Here is a 22,678-nt window from a genome sequence, read left to right on the forward strand (position 1 = left end):
CAGTCCGGACTTGCACGGTGGAGGCATGAACCAGACGACCCTCATCGCGCCGGCGGCCGAGCGCCGCACCGTGGCGCCACCAGCTGACCCCATCCACGCCGCCCCGTCCTTGCCGGTCCGCCTTTGGCGCGGCAATCCGGACGACTCGCCGCTCGTACGCCCGGCGCTGCTCGCGCTCCTGCTCGGCACCGCCCTGCTCTACCTGTGGGGACTCGGCGCCTCCGGGTGGGCCAACTCGTTCTACTCCGCTGCCGTGCAGGCCGGCTCAACGTCATCGAAGGCGTTCTTCTTCGGCTCGTCAGACGCGTCGAACTCGATCACGGTCGACAAGACACCGATGTCGCTGTGGCCGATGTCGCTGTCGGTCCGCGTCTTCGGGCTGTCGTCGTGGAGCATGCTCGTGCCGCAGGCGCTGATGGGCGTCGGATCGGTGGGCCTGCTCTCCGCGACAGTCCGGCGTACGACCCGCAACGCGTGGGCCGGGCTGCTCGCCGGCGCGATCCTTGCGCTGACGCCGGTCGCGGTCCTGATGTTCCGCTTCAACAACCCGGATGCGCTGCTGACACTGTTCCTCATCGCCTCGGTCTACGCGACGATCCGCGCGATCGAGTCGCCGGAACGGGCGGTGCGGTGGCTCGTGCTCGGCGGTGCGCTGGTCGGCTTCGCCTTCCTCACCAAGATGCTGCAGGCGTTCCTGGTCCTGCCGCCGCTCGCGGCGGTCTACCTCGTCGCGGCGAAGCCGACGATCGGCAAGCGCTTGCGTCACCTGCTCATCGCTTTCGGCTCGATGATCGCCGCCGCCGGCTGGTGGATCGCGATCGTCGAGCTGTGGCCCGCATCCAGCCGCCCGTACATCGGGGGCTCGCAGAACAACTCGATCCTCGAGCTGACGCTCGGCTACAACGGCTTCGGCCGGCTCAACGGCGACGAGGTCGGCTCCGTCGGGGGTGGCAACAACGCCGGTGGAGGCAACTGGGGCGCGACCGGGCCGTTCCGGTTGTTCAACTCCGAGATCGGGGGCCAGGTCGCGTGGCTGCTCCCGGCGGCGCTCGCGCTCCTGGTGCTCGGTGTGTGGTTCCGCCGCAGGGCCGGACGCACGGACCGCCAGCTCACGGGCCTCGTCGTGTGGGGCGGGTGGCTGCTCGTCACCGCCCTGACGTTCAGCTTCATGGCCGGCATCTTCCACGCGTACTACACCGTCGCGCTGGCCCCGGCGATCGCCGCGCTCGTCGCGATCGGCGCCAGCATCCTGTGGGAGCACCGCGCGTCCCTCGTCGCGACGCTCGGCGCCGCGTTCGTGCTCGCGATGACCGCCTCGATGAGCTACGCGTTGCTCAACCGGGCCGACGGGTTCGTGCCATGGCTCAAGTACGTCGTGGTGGTCGCCGGCATCGGCGCCGCGCTCCTGATCGTGGTCCACCGGCTCCTCCCCCGCCGCGCCATGCTCGTGGTCGCCGGCGCAGCACTCATCACGATGCTCGCGGGCCCGACGGCGTACGCCCTGGACACCGCGTCGACACCGCACACCGGTTCGATCCCGAGCGCCGGACCCAGCACGGGTGGCGGCTTCGGTGGAGGCGGCCGTGGCGGAGGCGGTGGACCGATGGGTCAGCCGCCGACGCAGAACGGCGCCCGCCAGGCACCGGGTGGCACAACAGGCGGCCCCACAGGCAATGGTGGCAACGCCGGCGGGCTCCTCAACGGCTCGACGTCGACCGCCGAGATCAACGCCTTGCTGACGTCGGACGCCAGCTCGTACACCTGGGTCGCCGCGGCGATCGGGTCCAACACCGCGTCCGGCTACCAGCTCGCGACCGAGCTTCCGGTCATGGCGATCGGCGGTTTCAACGGCTCCGATCCCAGCCCGACGCTTGCCCAGTTCAAGCAGTACGTCGCCGACGGCGAGGTTCACTACTTCATCGGCGGCGGCAGCGGCGGGATGAACGCAGGCGGCAGCACGAGCTCGGAGATCTCGACATGGGTGTCGGAGAACTTCACCGCCCAGACGGTCGACGGCGTCACGATCTACGACCTCTCGGGCGGCATCCAGTGATGACCAGCGTTGCGTCGGAGTCGCCTTCCTCCGCGACCCTTCCGGACAGGCCACGTCGCGTGGTCCTGGACATCGTGATTCCGGTCTTCAACGAGGAGCGGACGCTGGTCCAGTCGGTCGAGACCGTGCGCGCGCACCTGCGCACCCTGCCGTACGCGTCGCGGGTGACGATCGCGGACAACGCGAGCACCGACGGGACCAGCCTGCTGGCCCACCAGCTCGCGCACCGCTACCCGGACGTCTCGGTCGTCTCCCTGACGCAGAAGGGTCGCGGCCGAGCCCTCAAGCGAGCCTGGTCGCGATCGGACGCCGAGGTGCTGGTCTACATGGACGTCGACCTGTCGACCGACCTCAACGCATTGCTGCCGCTCGTGGCGCCGCTCCTGTCGGGGCACTCCGATCTCGCCATCGGATCCCGGTTGGCGCGGTCGGCGCGCACGACACGGGGGCCGAAGCGCGAGCTGATCTCCCGGACGTACAACGTGATGCTCCGCGGAGCGCTCCGGGCCCGGTTCTCCGACGCCCAGTGCGGCTTCAAGGCGATCCGCCGTGACGTCGCGGCCCAGCTCCTGCCGCTCATCGAGGACGACGAGTGGTTCTTCGACACCGAGCTGCTGATCGTCGCCGAGCGGGCCGGCCTGCGGATCCACGAGGTGCCAGTCGACTGGGTCGACGACCCCGACAGCCGGGTCGACATCCTGCGCACCGCGACGGCCGACCTGCGCGGCATGGGTCGGCTCGGCTGGGCCCTCCTGCGGGGGCGGGTGCCGCTGGCGGAGGTCGCGGGCGCGCTCGGGCGTACGACCGCCCGCAGCGCCGGCGGCCGGCTCAGCGCGCAGATGGTCGTGTTCGCGCTGATCGGGATCCTGTCGACGCTCGCGTACGGCGTCCTGTACGTCGCCTTGCGCGGCCGCCTCGGCGCCCAGGAGGCGAACGCCCTCGCGCTCGCAGCGACCGCGATCGCCAACACGGCCGCGAACCGGCGGTTCACGTTCGGGTTCCGGGGGCCCGACGGAGCGCTGCGCCATCAGCTGCAAGGCCTGCTCGTGTTCGCCTGCGGGTTGGGCGTGACGAGCGGCGCCTTGTGGTCGCTGCGGGCGGTGCGCGGCGACGGGCATCCGCTGGTCGAGGTCGTGCTGCTGACCGCCGCGAACCTGTTCGTCACCGTGATGCGATTCGTCCTGATGCGGATCTGGATCTTCCGGGGTGCACGGGCAGAGCCGGAAACCGCAGTCTGAGCAGGCCACGCCGCCGAAACCGGTTGTCTCGGCCTCCGCGATGCACCAAGATCGACGGGAGACGACGAGTATCCCTGACAGAGAGTGATGACCATGGCTCAGAAACAGTCCATCCTCGGGCGCATCGGACAGTTGACGCGCGCCAACATCAACGCCCTGCTCGACAAGGCCGAGGACCCGGAGAAGATGCTCGACCAGCTCGTGCGCGACTACACGAACTCGATCGCCGAGGCCGAGGACGCCGTCGCCCAGACGATCGGCAACCTCCGCCTGGCTGAGGCGGACCACGCCGAGGACGTCGCCGCGGTCAAGGAATGGGGCCAGAAGGCGCTCGCCGCGTCGCAGAAGGCCGACTCGCTCCGCGCCTCGGGCCAGGCCGGCGAGGCCGACAAGTTCGACCGGCTCGCCAAGATCGCGCTGTCCAAGCAGATCGGCTTCGAGGCCGAGGCCAAGCAGGCTGCACCGATGATCGCGTCGCAGAACGAGACGGTCGAGAAGCTCAAGACCGGGCTGATCGGCATGCAGGCCAAGCTCGGCGAGCTGCAGACCAAGCGCGACCAGCTCGTCGCCCGGGCCAAGATGTCCGAGGCGCAGGCCAAGGTCCAGGACGCGGTCAAGTCGATCGATGTGCTCGACCCGACCAGCGAGCTGGGCCGGTTCGAGGACAAGGTACGCCGCTCCGAGGCGCAGGTTGCCGGACAGGCTGAGCTCAACGCGGCGACGGCCGATCCGTGGGAGGAGCTCGAGGCGTCGTCGACCGATGCCGAGGTCGAGGCCCGGCTGTCCGAGCTCAAGAGCCTCGGTGCCGGCACAACGTCGACCGAGCCGGTGGCCGAATGAAGCTCACCGAGTCGTTCAGCTACGAAGGCGCCGACGTCGAGGCCGTCTATGCCCTGATCACCGATCAGGCGTTCCGCACCGAGTCGTGCGCCAACCAGGGGTCGATGGACTACGAGGTCACGGTGGAGCCGGCCGGCGATGGAGCGACCGTGACGGTCGTGCGTACGCAGGAGGCCGACATGCCGGACTTCGTCAAGAAGCTGACCGGCAGCACTGTCAAGGTCAAGCAGACCGAGGTGTGGAGCGGCCCCGACGCCAGCGGCAACCGCAGCGCCGACGTCAAGGTCAGCATCATCGGCCAGCCCGCCGAGATGACCGGCAAGGCCAACCTGGTTGCCAACGGCGCCGCGACGGCGTTCACCCTCAACGGCGACGTCAAGGTGTCGATCCCGTTCATCGGCAAGAAGATCGAGCCCGAGGTCGCCAAGGCGATCCGGTCCTCGCTGCGCGAAGAGGTCGAGTACGGACAGACCAAGCTCTAGGTCGTACGGCTCACGACGCCGTGCCCGGCCCCGTGAGGGTGCTGAGCACGGCGTCGATCTCTTGCGTGGCGTACCACGCGAGGTCTCCCGTTCCGTCGATGTCGAGGTGGAACGACACGATGTCGTCGAGCGTCACCGGTCCGTCGGGATCGGCGAGCTCGGCAGCGGCGACGGCGACGGCGTGCTCCGCCGCCTCCTCGAGTGCCGCGAGCTCGTCCTCCTCGTCCTCCGATGCAGCCAGGAACGCCGGAGCGCTGACCGCCCCGCCCGTCGCCAGGACTGTGAGCTCCTCACGGCCGACCGCGAGATAGACCCTCATGTCTTGGCCGGCCGTTGGCGACCACGGGGCGCTCGGGTGCGGCGGCCATCAACGGAGTCGACCAGCTCGAGCAACGCGTCCTCGATGCACTGCGCGAGCACGTCGACGTCGGGCACAGCCTCCCGGTCGGCGACGATCCCGAAGAACACCATGCTGTTGTAGGACGTCACCCCGATCGAGACGGCGCGGCGGCCACTGAGCGGTATGCACGGATAGACCTCGCTGACCGCCTCCCCTGCCATGTAGACGGGATCCTGCGGGCCGGGCACGTTGGTGATGACGATCTGGTGGCCGCGGCCCGCCTCGGCGTCCGCAACCCGCGCCCCGACCGCGTGGAACGTCGAGGTCGCGAAGCCGGGCAGGTTGGCCAGCTTGTTGGCGGCCACCGCCGAGCCGGTCTCGCGGTGGTCCTTGAGCGCGTACGACACCTGGTGCAGCCGCACGACGGGATTGGACTCGCCGACCGGCAGCGACAGCAGGTGCCCGCGCACCTTGGAGCCCAGCGACGTCGGCAGGCCGTCCTCGGCGACGACCGACATCGGCACCATCGCGCGGAAGCTCGTCTTGGGGGTCACCGGCTCGGCCCGGGTCAGCATCCAGCCGCGGATGCCGCCGGCGATCGCCGCGAGAATCACGTCGTTGACCGTGCCGCCATGCTCCTCGCGGACGCGGCGGAAGTCATCGAGCTTGGCGGCCAGCGAGGCGAACCGGCGATGCCGCGACAGCTCGGTCGACAGGACGCTGTTGGGCGGCTGGCCGTCGACGCCGATCACCGGCAGCCGACGGGCGATGCGGCCGAGGTTGAGCTCGGCGACCCGCAGCGCCTCGCCGGGATGGCGCAGGTTGCGGTTGAGCGTGCCGACGACCAGCTCGGCGGCGTGGGGTTCGGAGCGCGGGTTCCACTCCTCGTGAGGGATGTCGCGGTCGTGCGCCGTCTCCTCGAGCAGCACTTGGGCGAGGTCGACCGTCTCGGAGCCGTCGACCAACGCCTGGTGGGCCTTGAACAGCAGCGCGACACGACCTCCGGAGAGCCCTTCGATCAGGTAGAGCTCCCAGAGCGGCCGGTCGAGATCGAGCCGGCGGGCGATCAGGCGGCCGACGAGCTCGTGCAGCGCGGAGGCAGTGCCGGGCCGCGGGAGTGCCGAACGGCGTACGTGCAACGAGATGTCGAAGTTCTCGTCGTCGACCCACACGGGGGTGCCGAGCGAGGCGGGGACGGTGCGCGGCACCTGGCGGTAGCGCGGGACGAGGTCGATGCGCTCGTTGATCACGTGGATCAGGCGGTCGTAGTCGAGCGGGTGCTCACCGGGCTCCAGGATCGCCAGCGACGCAATCTGACGGGGAACGGTCGGGCTGTCCTGCTGCAGGAACATCGCATCCAGCGGGCTCAACCGTTGCATGACTCTCCTTGGGGACGTCCTGCAGAGAAGTTACCACCGGGTCATGGTGCGGCAGCCGAGAGCACGCCGGGGTTTTCGAGCTGTGACACAAGACTCCTCGCCAGGACCTCGATCCGGGTCACGAACGGCGACGACGGCGCCACCTCGCGCGGGGTTCGGCCGCTGACCGCGGCGAGGTCGAGCCCGGACTGGTCGAACGGCAAGTAGGTCGTCGGCACGATGCCGGTGAGTCGCCGAAGCGTCGCGTCGATCTCGCGCTCACGCCAGCCCAAGGACGTACGCGTCAGGTTGATGACGAGGGTCGGGACGCGGCCCGGCACCGTCTCGGCCAGGTCGTGCAGACCTCGCACGAGCCGCGCGAGGCCCACGGGGTCGGGCCGGCCGACGGCGACGATGGCGTCGGCCTGGTCCAGGACCTGCAGGGTCGACTGGTTGCGGTTGCCGGCCTGGCCCGAACCCGACTCGAGCGAGAACCCACAGTCGACGACCAGGAGTCCGGCGACCGAGCGCAGGCGGGCCAGCACGAGCTCGAACGCCCCGGTGCGCACCTGCTGCCACATGTCGGCACGCGGCAGGCCCGTGAGCAGACGAAGGTTGTCGTCGATGTCCAGCAGGTGATCGGCGACCTCGGCCGCCCGTCCGGTGTTGGCGGCGCGGCACGCGGCCACCAAGCCGCTGACGTCGTCGAGCACCGACAAGGCCTGGCCGAGCGAGCCGCCGTAGGTGTCGGCGTCGACCAGCACCGTGTCGGTGCCCTGGGCAGCGGCGGCCGAGGCAAGGCCCAACGCCACGGTGCTGCGTCCCGGCGCGCCAGCCGGGCCCCAGACCGCGATCAACGGAGCGCGGTCCTCCTGCAGCGCTTGTCGTGACGCAGGTGCATCGCGCGCGACGACGTCCAGCGACCCGAGTCGCAGACTGCGCTCGATGCCCAGGGCACGGCACAACCCCTCGTCGGACTCGACCGCTGCCACGCGGATGCCGGCGTGCTCGAGGCGGTAGACCGCATCGGCGTCGAGACCCGCCAGGTCGGCCGTGACCAAGGCAGCCGTCGTCAGGTCGGTGTCGGCTACGGCCAGCAGGTCAGCGACGTCGACGCACCGGCGTACGAGCCGGAGAGACCCGGATCCCTCGATCTCGCGGATCGCGGCCGCCTCCCACGGAGCACCACCAGCGGCGAGAACCACGTCCATCAGGACACCCTGACGAGCGTCACGTGACCGGCGGCGACCGTGCTGACCACAGCGCCTTGGAGCTGTGACTTGTCCACGTCCACGAGCACGGTCTGGGCGAGCGAGCCGTTGAGGGCGGCCGCGTCGTCGCCCGACTCGATGACCCGCACGGCCTCGAGCACGAGCTTGGCCTTGTCCACCGGCTCGTCGCCGGGCCCGGGCCCGACCCACACGTCGACCAGGTCACCTCGGTCCAGGTCGGCCGGCGCAGCCCCGTCGGCGACGCTGAGCGGCAGCTGGCTGCGGGTCGTGGTGGATCGAGGCACGAGCGACTTCTTGTCGACGAGCGACCCGGCCGAGACGCCGTGCGCCCAGACCAGGTCGTCCAGCGGCGCCTCGAACTCCTCGTCGGTGCGGAGGTAGTTGCCCTTCGTCGCCGACGACAGGCGTACGCGGGTGGCCTGGAGCGCGTCACGGCTGACCGGGTCGCCAGGCGCGACCGCGGACCTCACGGACCAGTACTCGACCGTGTCGTCACTGGCGGCCGCGAGGCGGGCACCGAGGAGCGTCGCCCCCAGCACGAGCAGCAGCCCGATCAGGAGTCGTGGGTCCCGCCACGGTCGGATGCGCAGTCGCTGCGCTGATGTCCTGCCTGATCCCCCAGGCCCCCGCCAGTTCGTCATGCATCGGTTGTACAGACTCCGCGAGACTTCGTCCATACCCCAGTCAGGTTGTCCACAGATGAGCCGAACCCGGGACGACGATGACACCGCGACGTGGGAAACTAGAACCATGCCTCCCACCAGCCCGCGGTTCCTCACGCTGGCCGACGTCGCGGAGGTCCTCAACGTCACGGTGCGTCAGGTGTATGCACTGGTTCGCTCCGGCGACCTGCGCGGCATCCAGATCGGTGGCCGCGGCCAGTGGCGCATCGAGAACGATCAGCTCGAGGACTACATCGCGCGCCAGTACGCGCGTGCCGAGTCACCAGACGACGCCGACGAGCGCGTCTCCTCCAACGACGACGTCACGTCCGACCGCTGACGACTGCAATCGAGTCGAACGGCACCACCTGATCGCGTCCTGATTCGGCCCTCAGGCGTACGAAGTCGCGTCCGGCCACCAGCACCGAGCCGTTCCGGACCGATCCGTCGACGAGCCGCACGCGAATCTCGTCGCCGGCCTCGCGCAGCGCCCGGAACACGTGGCCCCAGCCGAGCGCCGCACCGACCGCGGTCGGCTCATCCGCCCGACGCTCGCTGGAGTGCACGGCCATGACGGCGGCGGCGTTGACGACCTGATCCATGGAGTCGCCGCGCAGGTGCACGAGCCGGTCGTTGACCAGCGTCACGTGGCCCTCGACGCGATCCGCACCGCGCACGGCCAGCACGACACGACCGCCGAGCAGCTGTCGCCATGACGTCTCGGCCCAGTCGCCGTCCCGCAGCTCGTCGACCAGGGCGTCGCGCTCGTCGAGCTCGAGGTCCGCCGCTTGCGCCTCCAGGTCCGCGAACAACCGCTCCCACCGCATGCCGGAACGCTATCCCAGCCGCGCCCCACCACAACAGTGTCAACAACGCTGTGCACACCGTGTTGACAGATAACCCCAAACGGTCTTGTCTGTAATCAAACGTCATCAAACGTCGCCAAACTGATCGGGGGGTCAGCATGCTGTCACGTGCTGGATGGGTGCTGACCGGCTTGGCCGGGCCGAGCCTGGCCCTGCTGGCTCCTGACGCGAGCCGCGCGGCCAGCGACCTGCACGGGCCGAGCTTCTCCGCCGCGCTGCTCGGACTCGGCACCCTGGTCCAGCTGGCCCTCTCGGCCTGGGTGCTCCTCCCGGTCGTTCTCCTCTTGGTGCACGCACCTGCCCCACTGGTCCGGGCGGTCTCGCCTCGCCTGCTGCGCCGCGCCTTGTTCGCGGGCACGGCCGGTGCGCTGGCGATGACTCCGGTGCACGCCGATCGGGTGATGCCGCCGAGCGGGCCTGCGCACCACGACCTGGTCGGCCTGCGGCTGCCGGACCGCCCGGTCGCGGCTCCGTCCCCGGTCTCCGCAGGTCCGACCGCCGTGGTCGTACGTCCGGGCGACACCTTGTGGGCCATCGCTGCGCGCTCCCTGCCGGCCGGTGCCACCAACGCGCAGATCGCGCGGGCGTGCGCCCAGTGGCACGCGGCCAATCGTGACGTCATCGGTGACGATCCCAACCTCATCTTCCCCACGCAACGTCTCGCTCCGCCGCTCGGGAAGGACCCCACATGAAGACCGCGACCGCTCTGCTCGTCCCCTCGCTCCAACCATCGTTCGCCGGCCCCGTCGAACCGGCACCCGGTCAGATCCCGCTGCCGTTCCCCGGCCTGAGCCCCGTGTTGCCGGTCCCGGTCGAGCGTGGCGATGCACGGCCGATGCGCCAACGCGCCGCACGGTTCATGCAGGCGCTCGTCGAGGTTCTCTCGGGCGAGCGGGCGGCTCGGCAGATGGCGGCGTGGATGGCGCCCGACGTCTACGACCAGCTCACGAGTCGCCTGACCGCCCACGCGCGGGTGCCGCTGCGCTCGCGATCAGGCCACGGCGCCCGCATCGCGTCGGTCCACGTCGCAATGGTCCACGAGGGCGCAGCCGAGATCGCCGGCCGCATGGTCCACCGCGGCCGTTCGCGCGCCCTCGCCGTACGCCTGGAGCTGCAGACCACCCACCGTGGCGACCAGGTCTGGAAGTGCACCGCCCTGACCTGGGCCTGACGACCTATGGACAGTGGAAATGCCCAGGCGCACGATGGAGAGATCTCACCCAGGAGGTCACCATGTCCATTGCCCAGAGTCCAGTCGAGCTGATGCTGCCGATCACGAACCCCGACACCGCGCAGGAGTTCTACGCCGACCGTCTCGGCCTGCCGTTCGAAGGAGCCAACGACGCCGGCGAGCTGATGTTCCAGCTCGGAGGCGGATCTCATCTCGTCCTTCGCCAGCTGCCCGCCGGATCACAGTCCAAGAACACCGCGATGAGCTTCGAGGTCCACGGGATCGAGTCAGAGATCAGCGAGCTCGAGGGCCACGGCGTCAGGTTCGAGGACTACGACTTGCCCGACCTCAAGACCGTCAACCACATCTGCGAGATGGGTGACGAGCGGGCAGCATGGTTCAGCGATCCCGACGGCAACATCCTCTGCCTGCACGAGCGCGTCGAGAACTGACCAGCGCGTACGACGCAACGATGCCCGAGCGCGCTGAGTGCGCCCGGGCAAAGTGCGGTGAAGTGCGCGCGGTTTAACGGTTGTTCTTGCGGGACTTCCGCTGCTGCTTGGCCTTCTGCCGCGCCTTGTTCTTGGCGTTGGCCTGGCGGCGCGCCTCGGACTCCGGCGTCTCCTCAGTCGCGGTCTCACCGCGCACCTCGGCTTCGCCTGCTTCGCTCGGCGAGGAGTAGGACAGCGCCTGAGGCTTCTTGTCGGCGCTCAACCCCTTGGCGGTCAGCTGCGGTTCTTCCTCGGCGGCCTGCTCCACCTGGACGTCGAGGTTGAACAAGAACCCGACCGACTCCTCGGCGATGCCCTCCATCATGGCGTTGAACAGGTCATAGCCCTCGCGCTGGTACTCCACCAGAGGGTCGCGCTGTGAGTACGCCCGCAGACCGATGCCCTCACGCAGGTAGTCCATCTCGTAGAGGTGCTCACGCCACTTGCGGTCGAGCACACTCATCACGACGCGACGCTCGAGCTCACGCATGACCTCGGAGCCGAGATCCTCCTCGCGCTTGGCGTAGGCCGCCAGGGCGTCCTCGGCGATGACCTCCTGGAGGTACTCCCGTGACAGACCCTCGCGCCCGCCGACCTCGGACTCGACGCCCTCGATGGTCACACCGATCGGGTAGAGCGTTCCGAGAGCGGTCCACAGCTGGTCGAGCTCCCACTCCTCGGGGAAGCCCTCGGTGGCACCGTGGACGTATGCACCGGCGACCTCGCTGATCATCGAGGTGACCCACTCGTGCATGTCCTCGCCCTCGAGCACCCGACGGCGCTCGGCGTAGATGACCTCACGCTGGCGGCTCATGACGTCGTCGTACTTGAGGATGTTCTTGCGGGTGTCGAAGTTCTGCGCCTCGACCTGGGCCTGCGCCGAGGCGATCGCGCCCGTGACGCGCTTGTTCTCGATCGGCACGTCGTCGGGGATCTTCATGGTCTGCAGGACCCAGTTGACCCAGTCGGCCTTGAACAGCCGCATGAGGTCGTCCTCGAGCGACAGGTAGAAGCGAGTCTCACCCGGGTCGCCCTGACGGCCCGAGCGGCCGCGCAGCTGGTTGTCGATGCGACGGGACTCGTGACGCTCGGTGCCGATGACGGCCAGGCCACCGACGGAGGCGACCTCGTCGTGCTCGGCCGCGACCTGCTCCTCCATCTGCTTGAGCGTCCGGGGCCACGCGGCTTCGTATGCCTCGGAGTCCTCGAGCGGGTCGAGGCCCTGCTTGCGCAGCGCCTGGTCGGCCAGGAACTCGACGCTGCCGCCGAGCATGATGTCGGTGCCACGGCCGGCCATGTTGGTGGCGACCGTGACGGCGCCCTTGTGCCCGGCCATCGCGACGATCGCCGCCTCGCGGTCGTGCTGCTTGGCGTTGAGCACCTCGTGCGGGACGCCGCGCTTCTTAAGCTGCTTGGACAGCCGCTCGCTCTTCTCGACGCTCGTCGTGCCGACGAGGATCGGCTGGCCGGCGGAGTGCCGCTCGACGATGTCCTCGACGACGGCGTCGAACTTCGCCTGCTCGGTGCGGTAGACCAGGTCGGGCTGGTCGACGCGGGCGACCTCGCGGTTGGTCGGGATCGGCACGACGCCGAGCTTGTAGATCTTGTCGAACTCCGACGCCTCGGTCAGCGCCGTACCGGTCATGCCGCTGAGCTTGTCGTAGAGCCGGAAGTAGTTCTGCAGCGTGATCGTGGCGAGGGTCTGGTACTCCTCGCGGATGCGCACGCCCTCCTTGGCCTCGATCGCCTGGTGCAGGCCCTCGTTGTAGCGGCGCCCGTCGAGGATGCGGCCGGTGTGCTCGTCGACGATCAGCACCTCGCCCTCCATCACGACGTAGTCCTTGTCGTTCTTGAACAGCTCCTTGGCCTTGATGGCGTTGTTGAGGAAGCTGATCAACGGCGTGTTGACCGCGTCATAGAGGTTTTCGATGCCGAGCTGGTCCTCGACCCGGTCGATGCCCTCCTCGGTCACCGCGATGGTGCGCTTCTTCTCGTCGACCTCGTAGTGCTCGTCGATCTTCATGGCTCCGACGATCTTGGCGAACTCGGCGTACCACTTGACCTCTTCCTCGGTGGGTCCCGAGATGATCAGCGGCGTGCGGGCCTCGTCGATGAGGATCGAGTCGACCTCGTCGACGATCGCGAAGTTGTGGCCGCGCTGGACGCACTCGGCGATGTTGTCAGCCATGTTGTCGCGCAGGTAGTCGAAGCCGAACTCGTTTTTGGTGCCGTAGGTGATGTCGGCGGCGTAAGCCTCGCGTCGCTCGTTGGGCGACATGGACGGCAGGATCATGCCGACGGTCAGGCCGAGGAAGTGGTGCACCCGGCCCATCCACTCGGCGTGGTACTTGGCGAGGTAGTCGTTGACCGTCACGACGTGGACGCCGTCGCCGCTGAGGGCGTTGAGGTAGGCAGGCAGGGTCGAGACCAGGGTCTTGCCCTCACCGGTCTTCATCTCGGCGATGTTGCCCAGGTGCAACGCCGCACCGCCCATGATCTGGACGTCGAAGTGCCGCTGGCCGAGCACGCGCAGCGCAGCCTCGCGCACGGTCGCGAATGCTTCGGGCATCAGGTCGTCGAGCGTCGCGCCCTCGTCGAGGCGGGTGCGGAACTCCTCGGTCATGCCGCGGAGCTCGTCATCGCTCATGGCGTGGAACTCGTCCTCGAGGGCGTTGACCTGCTTGGCGACCGCCTGGAGCTGCTTGAGGATCTTGCCTTCGCCCATGCGAAGGATCTTGTCGATGACCTTGGGCACGAAAGTACTTCCTGGAGAAAGAATTGAGAGCCTGTTCAGTCTAGGTGACGTGCAAGAGACTTCGTGAGTTCCCCAGCCAGATCACCCTTGTCCGGCGGCACGACACTCTCGAGCCCGAGCCACCCGGCCATGAGCCACAGCTCCGCAGCGAGCTCGTCAGCGGTCTCGGCGGGCGCGTGCGACTCCGCCCACGCCCCGTGCACCAGGAGCGCGCCGCTCTGGCGATCGGCCTTGAGGTCGACCCGCGCGACCAGCCGGTCGCCCAGCAGGAACGGCAGAACGTAGTAGCCGTGCACACGCTTGTCGGCGGGGACGTAGATCTCGATGCGGTAGCGGAAGTCGAAGAGCTGCTCGGTCCGCGTGCGCTCGAACACCAAGGGGTCGAACGGGCTCAGCAGCGCCCTGGCGCTCACCTTGCGGGGACGCACGGCGTCACGATGCAGGTATGCCGGACGCTTCCAGCCCGAGATCGTGACCGGGACGAGCTCTCCGGTCTCGACGAGGTCCTCGATCGCCGCCTTGGTGGGCTCGGGCGCCATGCGGAAGTAGTCGCGCAGGCACTGGGCCGTGCCGACGCCCAGTGCACGGGCGGCGTGGCTGACCAGCACTCGATGGGCGCCCGCCGGGTCGAGCGGCGGCTCGTCCAGCTGGGCCTGCGGGATGACCCGCTCAGGCAGGTCGTAGACCCGTTCGAACGCCGAGTTGCGCCTGGCGGCAGTGACCTGCCCCTTGTAGAAGAGGTATTCGAGGGCCATTTTGACCTCGGACCAGTTCCAGCCCCAGTTGTCCTTGTCGCGTGGCGCATCGTGCTCGACCTCGCGAGCGGTCAGCGGCCCTTTGTCGCGCACCTCGTCCAGCACCCACGCGACGAACTCGGGCTTCTCCTGGCTGATCCGCGCCATGTTGCCCCACATGCGCGCGCCGGCCTGCATGCGGAACTGGAATGCCTGCCAGAGCTTGATGTCGACGAGCGCTGCCTCGTGCGCCCAGTATTCGAACAGCCTGCGCGGCCGGCGGGATGCCGCGCGGTGCAGCAGCTCTTGGTCGTATGGCCCCAAGCGTGAGAACAGCGGCATGTAGTGCGCCCGGGCCAGCACGTTGACCGAGTCGATCTGGAAGAACCCGAGGCGCTCGATGACGCGGTTGACGTGGCGCGACGCGACGTCTCCGTCGAGGCCCGGACGTGGGCGGGTGAACCCCTGGGCAGCCAGCGCGATCCGACGGGCCTGCGTCGTGGTCAGGTTCATGGACCCGATCGTCGTCTACAGGGCCGACATTTAGAGCGCTGACATCATGGGATGTCGTCGACGAGCTTGCTGCGCACGGCGTACATCGCAGCTTCCATGCGCGACTTCATCTGCAGCTTCTCGAGGATGTTGCGGATGTGGTTCTTGACGGTGTTCTCGCTGATGAACAGCTCTTCGGCGATCTCGCGGTTGCTCCGTCCGCGAGCGACGTGGCGCAGGACGCCGAGCTCACGCGGCGTGAGGTTCGTCGTCGGCGCCGGGCTCTTGGACATGTGGACGAACTCGTCGAGCAGCTTGGTCGCCATGCTGGGGCTGATCAACGACTGGCCCGAGGCGACGAGGCGTACGGCCTCGGCGACCTGCTCGTAGGTCGAGCCGTCCTTGAGCAGATAGCCCGAGGCACCGCTGCGGATCGACTCGTAGAGATCGGACTCGTCGTCGCTCGCCGTGAGCATGATGATGCCCGTGGTCGGCGAGATCTCCTTGATCGCAGCGCACACCTCGACACCGCTGCGGCCCGGCATGCGTACGTCGAGCAGCACGATGTCGTAGGGGTTCTCGGCGACCATCTCGAGCGCCTTGTCGCCGTCGTCGACCTCTTCGAGCTCGAGTGCGTCGTCGGCACCCAACACCATCTTCACGCCACGTCGGAACAACTCCTGGTCGTCAACCAGTAGCACCCGAATGCTTGTGTCCCGAGAAGTCACGTTCCGATCATGCCACGGGATGGGTCAGGATGCTGGCAAGGGCTACTCAGTGACATCGAGGTGGATGACGCCGTAGTCGTAACCCTTGCGCAGATAGACCACGCTCGGCCGCATCGAATCCTTCTCGAGGAACAGGTAGAAGTCGTGGCCGACGAGCTCCATCTCGTACATCGCCTGGTCGAGCGTCATCGCCGGAGCCTGGTGCGTCTTCTCGCGCACCACGATGGGGCAGTCACCCTCGGAGTCGATCGGTGAGGTCTGCCCGGCGGGAACGTCGTCGACGGGCTCGTCGGTCTGGAGACCTTCCAGTGGGAGCTCGGCGGCGGCCGACGACAGGGACGTCGGGGCGTGCCGGCCGTGGTGGATGCGGCTCCGGTCGACGGAGCGCCGCAGGCGGGACTCGAGCTTGTCGATCGCGGCATCGAGGGCCGAGTGCTGGTCGGTGGAGGCTGCCTCGGCGCGCACCGCCGGGCCCCTGGATCGCAGTGTCATCTCGACCTTGGCCGCGGTGTCCTGCTGACGTGGATTCTTCTCGTGCGTGACCTCGACCTCGACGCGACTGATCTTCTGACGGGAGTCGTACTTCTCGAGCCGGAGAAGCTTTTCCTCGACGTGCTCGCGGAAGCGTTCGGAGATTTCGCTGTTGCGACCGTTGACGACAATTTCCATGGGAACTCCCTTGCCTCGGTGTCGCGCTCGAATTCGGCGCAGCTGTCATGCCATACCTGTGACGGTAGACCGCCCTCCAAGGAATCACCAGAGTGGCCGACAACTTCATCTGCGATGCTCAGGAAAGTTCGTGGCGAAGCTCTGGAATGCGAGGGGTTGCCGCGATGACCGCGACGCCGACGGGTCGGTGACCGGCCGCGCCGAGGACCCGCACAGCCTCCGAGACGGTCGCCCCGGTCGTCAGGATGTCGTCGACCACGAGGACGTCCCGGCCCGCCAGAGCCCTCGTCGTGCGCAACCTGAAGGCGCCGTACAGGTTGTCCGCGCGCTCGGCAGCGCTGAGCCCGACCTGGTCGGCTGTCGCCCTTGCGGGCGCGAGGGCCTGGGAGACCTGCGCGTCGATCCCGACCCGCCGCAGAAGGCGCACGGCAGAGCGGGCGAGCTCGTCGACGAGGTCGCAGCCGCGCTCTCGCCTGCTGCGCCGCGATGTGGGGACCGGGACGAGCACGATCGGATGAGCCGGGCGGGCGTGCTCGACGACTGACGCCGCGAGGAGGTGGTCGAGCACCGAGGTCAAGCGCGTGTTGCCGGCCTCCTTCCACGCCACGAGCACACGCCGCAGGACGTCGGCATTGGCGCCTGCGGCGATCGGGGTCACGCGGGTGGGTCGGCGCAGCGTACGTGGACACGGCTTCGGCCAGGCGACAGCGGGTTCAGGGCGGATGGCATCGCCGCACGTACGACACAGGGTCAGCGCCGGCCGGCCGCAACCGGCGCACTGGGCGCCGAGCAGGAGATCGGCGGCCGGGACGAGGAGGTCACGCATCCCTCGAGCATGGCGACACGGACCACTCCCCCGCACGTGGCCGCGACGACGCTGTGGACGTCAGCGGCCGTACGTCAGGCCTGTGACCTTCGTGCCGGCCAACAGCTGCCACGACTCGCCCGGCTCCAGGAACCACAGCCGGCCGCGGGCATCCGTCGCATAGCGGTTGGGGCTCGGACCCACACCGATCGCCAGCGCGATCGGACGTACGTCAGGCAGCAAGGCGCCTCCACGGGACAGCCCGCCGGAGGTCGACGACCCGTCGATCGCCGTGGTGTAGACCTGCCGGCCGGACTGGCTCTCGGCGAGGTAGGTGAGCTCGGTGCCCGATGACCAGGACACCGAACGCGGCAACCGGGCAGGCGTGTAGACCTCGCTGGGGTCGCCGAGGCCCAGGATGCGATCGCTGGCGTTGCGTTTGACCCAGCCGATGCGGATCGAGGGCCCGGCGGCGCCTTGTGCCGTGACGACGTAGCGCGAACCGTCGGGTGACAAGGCGAACGCCGTGACGTCAAGACCAGCCAGCCGGCCGGTGTTGAGCGTCCTGACCCGGTCTCCGCTGACCAGCCGGACGCGGGTCCGGGAGCCTTGGCGGTCAAGCAGCCAGACGTTGCCGTCGCCGTCCCACTGCGGCGTGATGAACTGCGAACCGGCGAACGTACGAGCCGCGGTGCCCTTGCGGTTGGTGACCCGCACGAGCGCGCGTCCCGCGAGCACACCGGCGACACCGTCCTCGGAGACGCCGATGGACACCGCACCGCGCGCATCCCGTCCCCAGGCCCCACTGAGTCGCTTGACGCTGTTGTCGTCGATCTGTACGACTCGGTCGTCGCTGATCGCGTAGGCATGCCCTCGCGCGATGCTCGGGCCGTACCCGCCCCAGGAGCCGACGTCCTGAGGGCCGCTGGCACCCGAGAGCACCGTCGACGAGCCGGCAAGTCGTACGGCCGTCACGTCCGGGACCTGGCGCAGCGTCCACACGACCTGGGCTGACAGGCGGTCGCGGGCCGACTCGCCCATCGCCGAGAAGTCCGCGCTGAACTCCACGTCCGCGACGCCGTCGTCGGACACCGGCACTGACGGTCGCAGCGAGTCCAGCGGCGGCACGTAGGTGCGAACCGCCCCGCCCGTCGACGCGTCCGGGCCCCGCGCCAGGCTGGTGACGAGCCCCGTGGCGAGCTGGTCGCCCACGAGGAGATGCACGGGGTCCGGAACGAGCCTGCGACCCGAGCTGTCGAAGTTGTAGATGTTGAACGGGCGGAAGTAGTCGTCGAAGAACTTCCGGCTCACGAGGAGGCCGGCCTGCGGATTGGCGATACGCCACTCGCCGTCGACGCGCTCGAGCCGGTAGGTGAGCTCTGCGGGACGGGCGGTCCGCGTGTAGTGGCCCTGCTGGTCGAGGCTTGCGTCCACGACGAGACGGGTCTGGAGCTCGACGGGATTGCGGGTCTTGTCCGTCGTCTCACCGTCTTCACCGGCCGCCAGCGTCGGGCTGGAGATCCCGATCGAGGAGTAGATCCGCACTCCAGCCGACGGGCTCCACTTCTTGGCGCCGGAGGGCGTCAGGAAGGCCGTGGCGGTGCCTGAGGACGACGGGTAGGCCAGCATCGCGTCCAGGTAGCCCCGCACGATCTGCTGCGGCGAGGCACCCTCGGCGGGGCGCGCCGGCGAGTAGCGCACCGTGCTCTCGCCCAGGCCGCCGTCATCGGCGACCCTGGTGACCGGGCCGGACGAGGGGATGCCGGCACATGCGGACACCGCCAGGAGCGTGAGGATCGCGAGCGCCAAGGTGCGCGAGCGGTTTCGTGGGGTGAAGTTCATGCGAACACCGAGACGATGGCGGGATGCTTGGCCGCGCCCTCGGGCTTGGGGATCGTGAGGACGAACTCGCTGCCCTCTCCCGGCCGGCCCCAGGCCTGCAGCGTCCCGCCGTGCAGCGCCGCGTCCTCACGGGAGATCGCGAGGCCCAGACCCGTACCGCCCTGCGTACGCGCGGGATCGGCGCGCCAGAACCGGTCGAAGACCCGGAGGTTCTCGTCACCCGAGAGGCCGACCCCGAAGTCGCGCACCGCGAACGAGACGCACTCTTCGTTCTGGGCGACCTCGACCTCGATGCGTGACGATCCGCTGTACTTGGCGGCATTCGTCAGCAGGTTGCGCACGATGCGGTCGATCCGACGGATGTCGGCCTCCACGATCGCTTGCTGGTCGACGCCGATGAGCTTGACCTCGATGCCCTTGCGGGCGACCGTCGGGTCCTCAGCGGAGTGCCGCGCGACCTGGCTGAGGTCGATCGTGTCGAGCTCGAGCCTGGCCGCTCCCGCGTCGAAACGGCTGAGGTCCAGCAGGTCCGACAGCAGCGACTCGAAGCGGTCGAGCTCGCCCTTGAGCAGCTCGGCGGATCGGGCCGTCTGCGGGTCGAAGCGGTCTCGCGAGTCGTACAGCACCTCACTGGCCATCTGCACCGTCGTGAGCGGCGTGCGCAGCTCGTGCGAGACGTCGGACACGAAGCGTTGCTGCAGCCTCGACAGGTTCTCCAGGCGGCGGATCTGGCTCTGCAGGCTCGCCGCCATCTGGTTGAACGACGAGCTCAGGCGGGCGATGTCGTCCTCACCGCTGACGTGCATGCGCTGCTCGAGGTTGCCGCTGGCATAGCGCTCGGCGATGCGGCGCGCGAGCCGTACGGGATCCAGCACCTGCCGCGACACGAGCCACGCGACGCCACCGACCATCAGCACCATCGCCAGTCCGCCGAGCAGGAGCGCCCGGCGCACGAGATCCAGCGTCTTTTGCTGGTCCTCCATCGAGAACAAGTAGTACAGCGCGTAGGTGTCGCCGGTCCCGGGCGCGCGCAGCTGGCTGCCGACCACGACCGACGGATCCGTATCTGACGAGCCCAGGAGAGTCAGGTCGGAGTAGCGCCAGTAGGTCCCCGGCTTGGCCTTGACGGCCTTGTCGAGGTCAGCCGGGAGCGATCCCGGCTCGATCGCGGCTGACGAGCGTACGGGGACCTCGCCGGTGCCGGTGAGCAACGGACCCTCGAGCACCAGCTCGTACGTACGCTTGGCGCCGCGCGAGCTCGTGAGTGAGTCGACCATCTGGGTCAGAGCCTGGGACTGGGTCGCGGGCTCGGTCTCGACGGTCGCGTCGAGCTGGGTCTGCGCATAGTCGAACCCGGACCGAGCCTCGGAGATCGCCGCGACCCGCCGGCTGTCGGCCAGGCCGCCGGCCACGTCTCGCAGGAGGGCCCAGCCGGTCAGCGAGATGACCAGGGCGCTGAGCACGATCGTGCTGGTCACGACCCTGGCCTGGATCGATCGGCGCCAGATGCGGGTCAGGCGCCGCATCTAGGGCACGCCTCCCCGGAGGGGCGTTGCTGAGTCATGCCGGTGGCGTGATCGCCTGGTAGCCGACGCCGCGCACGGTGCGGATGATCTGCGGGTTCTCGGCATCGTCCTCGATCTTGGACCGCAGACGCGTCATGTGGACGTTGACGAGCTTGGTGTCACCGGGGTGGTGATAGCCCCAGACCTTCTGCAGCAACGTCTCCCGGGTGAAGACCTGCGCAGGATCGCTGAGCAGGCAGGCCAGCAGGTCGAACTCCAACGGCGTGAGCTCGAGCGGCTCGCCCTTGCGCGTCACGGTGTGCCCGGCCGGGTCCAGCACGATGTCACCGAAGATCAGCGGCTCGGCGAGCTGGTCCGAGCGGCGGAGCCGGGCCCGGACACGGGCGACCAGCTCGGTGTTCTTGAACGGCTTGGTGATGTAGTCGTCGGCGCCCGCCTCGAGCCCGGCGACGACATCAGGGGTGTCCGACTTGGCGGTCAGCATGATGATCGGGACGGCCGACTTCTCGCGGATCTGGCGGCACACACTCATGCCGTCGAGGCCCGGCAGCATCAGGTCCAGCAGCACGACATCGGGCTTGAACTGCATGAATGCCGCCATGACCCGATCGCCGGAGCGGCACACGGCCGCGGTGAGTCCCTCGCCCTCGAGGACGATCGTGAGCATCTCGGCCAGCGAGGCGTCATCGTCGACGACGAGCACGCGATCACGCTTCGTGCGTCGATAGCTCATAGATAGATGATACGGAGCCTGGTACAGCGACGGGCGCCAGATGCGAACACCTGGCGCCCGGAGCTGTGGTCCGCAGAACTCAGTAGCGGTAGTGATCCGACTTGTAGGGACCAGCAACGTCGACACCGAGGTAGGCGGCCTGCTCCTTGGTGAGCTCGGTCAGCTCGACGCCGAGGGCATCGAGGTGCAGACGGGCGACCTCTTCGTCGAGGTGCTTCGGCAGCACGTGGACGCCCAGCTCGTACTGGCTGGCCTTGCTGAACAGCTCGATCTGCGCCAGGACCTGGTTGGTGAACGAGTTCGACATGACGAACGACGGGTGACCCGTCGCGTTGCCGAGGTTGAGCAGACGACCCTCCGACAGGACGATGAGCTTCTTGCCGTCGGGGAAGATCCACTGGTGGACCTGCGGCTTGATCTCGTCCTTGACGATGCCGGGGATCTTGGCGAGGCCCGCCATGTTGATCTCGTTGTCGAAGTGACCGATGTTGCCGACGATCGCCTGGTGCTTCATCTTCTCGAAGTGCTCGACCCGGATGATGTCGAAGTTGCCCGTGGTCGTGATAAAGATGTCAGCGGTCTCGACGACCGACTCGAGGCGCTTGACCTCGTAGCCGTCCATCGCTGCCTGCAGCGCGCAGATCGGGTCGATCTCGGTGATGATGACGCGCGCGCCCTGGCCACGCAGCGACTCGGCGGAACCCTTGCCGACGTCGCCGTAGCCACAGACGACGGCGACCTTGCCGCCGATCATGACGTCGGTCGCGCGGTTGAGACCGTCGATCAGCGAGTGGCGGCAGCCGTACTTGTTGTCGAACTTGCTCTTGGTGACCGAGTCGTTGACGTTGATCGCCGGGAAGAGCAGCGTGCCCTCACGGAAGCGGTCGTAGAGGCGGAGCACGCCGGTGGTGGTCTCCTCGGAGACGCCCTTGATGTCCTTGGAGATGTTGGTCCAGTGCTGCGGCTTGTTGGCGACCGAACGGGCCAGGACACGCAGCACCTCCTTGAACTCCTCGTTGTCGGTGCTGTCCTGCGACGGCACGGAGCCGGTCTTCTCGTACTCGACGCCGAGGTGCAGCAGCATCGTGATGTCGCCACCGTCGTCGAGCAGGACGTTGGGGCCACCCTCGGGGAAGTCGAAGACCTTCTCGGCCTCGTCCCAGTACTCGGCGAGCGTCTCGCCCTTCCATGCGAACACCGGGGTGCCCTGCGGGTTGTCGACGGTGCCGTCACGGCCGACGACGACAGCCGCCGCGGCGTGGTCCTGSGTCGAGAAGATGTTGCACGWSGCCCAGCGCACGTCGGCGCCGAGGTCCACGAGGGTCTCGATGAGCACGGCCGTCTGAATCGTCATGTGCAGCGACCCGGCGATGCGGGCTCCGGCGAGCGGCTTGTCCTTGCCGTAGCGCTCGCGCATGGCCATGAGTCCCGGCATCTCGTGCTCGGCGAGGTCAATTTCCTTGCGACCGAACTCCGCCAGGGAGAGGTCTGCGACGTTGTAATCCATGATCGACAGCGTACCGGCGGGTAGTGACTCGCACCGAATCGGCGCAAACATGTGAGCGAGGCGACATGACCACCCCCAACTTTCGCGCGTGCCCACCCGGGCGTACCTTCGAAGTGGAACTGTGACGGGGGTCACGGCCGGACTGACTTGGGGG

General features: G+C 68.5%; 22 protein-coding genes. 8 read left to right on the forward strand and 14 right to left on the reverse strand.

The features are described 5' to 3' along the window. Nucleotides 1-25: 25 nt before the first annotated feature. From AC1DVU_RS12025 to AC1DVU_RS12040, 4 genes are all read left to right on the forward strand, one after another. Nucleotides 26-2,053, forward strand: a complete 2,028-nt coding sequence (locus AC1DVU_RS12025) for an ArnT family glycosyltransferase (RefSeq protein ID WP_476922672.1) — start codon at nucleotides 26-28, stop codon at nucleotides 2,051-2,053. 59 nt (nucleotides 2,054-2,112) lie between these two features. Further along, on the forward strand, nucleotides 2,113-3,291 hold the full coding sequence (locus tag AC1DVU_RS12030) for a glycosyltransferase (protein WP_476922673.1): 1,179 nt from the start codon (nucleotides 2,113-2,115) through the stop codon (nucleotides 3,289-3,291). Nucleotides 3,292-3,384: 93 nt separating this feature from the next. Further along, entirely contained in the window at nucleotides 3,385-4,131 is a 747-nt protein-coding gene (locus AC1DVU_RS12035) for a PspA/IM30 family protein (RefSeq protein WP_476922674.1), read from the forward strand. Next, nucleotides 4,128-4,613, forward strand: a complete 486-nt coding sequence (locus AC1DVU_RS12040; RefSeq protein WP_476922675.1) for a DUF2505 domain-containing protein — start codon at nucleotides 4,128-4,130, stop codon at nucleotides 4,611-4,613. The genes AC1DVU_RS12035 and AC1DVU_RS12040 overlap by 4 nt, the downstream gene beginning before the upstream one ends. Before the next feature lie 10 nt (nucleotides 4,614-4,623). On the opposite strand, the gene AC1DVU_RS12045 is transcribed toward AC1DVU_RS12040, so the two are convergent. From AC1DVU_RS12045 to AC1DVU_RS12060, 4 genes are read right to left on the reverse strand one after another with little or no spacing between them, the layout of a single operon-like run. After that, nucleotides 4,624-4,932: a hypothetical protein gene (locus AC1DVU_RS12045; RefSeq protein ID WP_476922676.1), complete on the reverse strand. Its 309-nt coding sequence runs from the start codon at nucleotides 4,930-4,932 to the stop codon at nucleotides 4,624-4,626. After that, on the reverse strand, nucleotides 4,929-6,332 hold the full coding sequence (locus AC1DVU_RS12050) for a WS/DGAT/MGAT family O-acyltransferase (RefSeq protein ID WP_476922677.1): 1,404 nt from the start codon (nucleotides 6,330-6,332) through the stop codon (nucleotides 4,929-4,931). The genes AC1DVU_RS12045 and AC1DVU_RS12050 overlap by 4 nt, the downstream gene beginning before the upstream one ends. A 41-nt stretch (nucleotides 6,333-6,373) precedes the next feature. Beyond that, nucleotides 6,374-7,522 (reverse strand): CpaE/TadZ family protein, encoded by a 1,149-nt coding sequence (locus AC1DVU_RS12055; protein WP_476922678.1) that lies wholly within the window; start codon nucleotides 7,520-7,522, stop codon nucleotides 6,374-6,376. Further along, complete coding sequence (locus AC1DVU_RS12060; RefSeq protein ID WP_476922679.1) at nucleotides 7,522-8,184, reverse strand: hypothetical protein; 663 nt, start codon at nucleotides 8,182-8,184, stop codon at nucleotides 7,522-7,524. The genes AC1DVU_RS12055 and AC1DVU_RS12060 overlap by 1 nt, the downstream gene beginning before the upstream one ends. 109 nt (nucleotides 8,185-8,293) lie before the next feature. Here AC1DVU_RS12060 and AC1DVU_RS12065 point away from each other — a divergent pair, with 109 nt between their 5' ends. Then, nucleotides 8,294-8,545, forward strand: a complete 252-nt coding sequence (locus AC1DVU_RS12065) for a helix-turn-helix domain-containing protein (RefSeq protein ID WP_476922680.1) — start codon at nucleotides 8,294-8,296, stop codon at nucleotides 8,543-8,545. Here the strand turns inward: AC1DVU_RS12065 and AC1DVU_RS12070 are convergent. Continuing rightward, entirely contained in the window at nucleotides 8,529-9,032 is a 504-nt protein-coding gene (locus AC1DVU_RS12070) for a hypothetical protein (RefSeq protein WP_476922681.1), read from the reverse strand. The genes AC1DVU_RS12065 and AC1DVU_RS12070 overlap by 17 nt on opposite strands. 137 nt (nucleotides 9,033-9,169) lie before the next feature. Between AC1DVU_RS12070 and AC1DVU_RS12075 the strand changes: the two genes are divergently transcribed. The 3 genes from AC1DVU_RS12075 (at nucleotide 9,170) to AC1DVU_RS12085 (ending at nucleotide 10,694) form a co-directional block, all read left to right on the forward strand. Beyond that, entirely contained in the window at nucleotides 9,170-9,763 is a 594-nt protein-coding gene (locus tag AC1DVU_RS12075; protein ID WP_476922682.1) for a LysM peptidoglycan-binding domain-containing protein, read from the forward strand. Beyond that, nucleotides 9,760-10,242: an Rv3235 family protein gene (locus AC1DVU_RS12080; RefSeq protein WP_476922683.1), complete on the forward strand. Its 483-nt coding sequence runs from the start codon at nucleotides 9,760-9,762 to the stop codon at nucleotides 10,240-10,242. The genes AC1DVU_RS12075 and AC1DVU_RS12080 overlap by 4 nt, the downstream gene beginning before the upstream one ends. Nucleotides 10,243-10,304: 62 nt before the next feature. Continuing rightward, complete coding sequence (locus AC1DVU_RS12085) at nucleotides 10,305-10,694, forward strand: VOC family protein (protein WP_476922684.1); 390 nt, start codon at nucleotides 10,305-10,307, stop codon at nucleotides 10,692-10,694. A gap of 73 nt (nucleotides 10,695-10,767) precedes the next feature. On the opposite strand, the gene secA is transcribed toward AC1DVU_RS12085, so the two are convergent. From secA to ahcY, 9 genes are all read right to left on the reverse strand, one after another. Further along, the gene (secA, locus tag AC1DVU_RS12090) at nucleotides 10,768-13,488 is read right to left on the reverse strand and encodes a preprotein translocase subunit SecA (protein WP_476922685.1); all 2,721 of its coding nucleotides are present in this window, start codon (nucleotides 13,486-13,488) and stop codon (nucleotides 10,768-10,770) included. 35 nt (nucleotides 13,489-13,523) lie between these two features. Next, nucleotides 13,524-14,735 (reverse strand): winged helix-turn-helix domain-containing protein, encoded by a 1,212-nt coding sequence (locus AC1DVU_RS12095; protein WP_476922686.1) that lies wholly within the window; start codon nucleotides 14,733-14,735, stop codon nucleotides 13,524-13,526. Nucleotides 14,736-14,779: 44 nt separating this feature from the next. Next, nucleotides 14,780-15,442 carry a response regulator gene (locus AC1DVU_RS12100; RefSeq protein WP_476922687.1) on the reverse strand — a complete coding sequence of 221 codons (663 nt, stop codon included), beginning with the start codon at nucleotides 15,440-15,442 and terminating at the stop codon, nucleotides 14,780-14,782. 42 nt (nucleotides 15,443-15,484) lie between these two features. Beyond that, the gene (hpf, locus tag AC1DVU_RS12105) at nucleotides 15,485-16,111 is read right to left on the reverse strand and encodes a ribosome hibernation-promoting factor, HPF/YfiA family (RefSeq protein WP_476922688.1); all 627 of its coding nucleotides are present in this window, start codon (nucleotides 16,109-16,111) and stop codon (nucleotides 15,485-15,487) included. A gap of 118 nt (nucleotides 16,112-16,229) precedes the next feature. Continuing rightward, nucleotides 16,230-16,937 (reverse strand): ComF family protein, encoded by a 708-nt coding sequence (locus tag AC1DVU_RS12110; RefSeq protein WP_476922689.1) that lies wholly within the window; start codon nucleotides 16,935-16,937, stop codon nucleotides 16,230-16,232. 60 nt (nucleotides 16,938-16,997) lie between these two features. Further along, nucleotides 16,998-18,758 (reverse strand): LpqB family beta-propeller domain-containing protein, encoded by a 1,761-nt coding sequence (locus tag AC1DVU_RS12115; RefSeq protein ID WP_476922690.1) that lies wholly within the window; start codon nucleotides 18,756-18,758, stop codon nucleotides 16,998-17,000. After that, nucleotides 18,755-20,284, reverse strand: coding sequence for an MtrAB system histidine kinase MtrB (mtrB, locus tag AC1DVU_RS12120; RefSeq protein WP_476922691.1), 1,530 nt, complete (start codon nucleotides 20,282-20,284; stop codon nucleotides 18,755-18,757). The genes AC1DVU_RS12115 and mtrB overlap by 4 nt, the downstream gene beginning before the upstream one ends. 34 nt (nucleotides 20,285-20,318) lie before the next feature. Next, on the reverse strand, nucleotides 20,319-21,017 hold the full coding sequence (mtrA, locus tag AC1DVU_RS12125; protein ID WP_476922692.1) for an MtrAB system response regulator MtrA: 699 nt from the start codon (nucleotides 21,015-21,017) through the stop codon (nucleotides 20,319-20,321). Between the two features lie 79 nt (nucleotides 21,018-21,096). After that, nucleotides 21,097-22,524: an adenosylhomocysteinase gene (ahcY, locus tag AC1DVU_RS12130; protein ID WP_476922693.1), complete on the reverse strand. Its 1,428-nt coding sequence runs from the start codon at nucleotides 22,522-22,524 to the stop codon at nucleotides 21,097-21,099. Nucleotides 22,525-22,678 lie beyond the last annotated feature (154 nt).

The organism is Aeromicrobium sp. P2_G6, assembly GCF_056403535.1.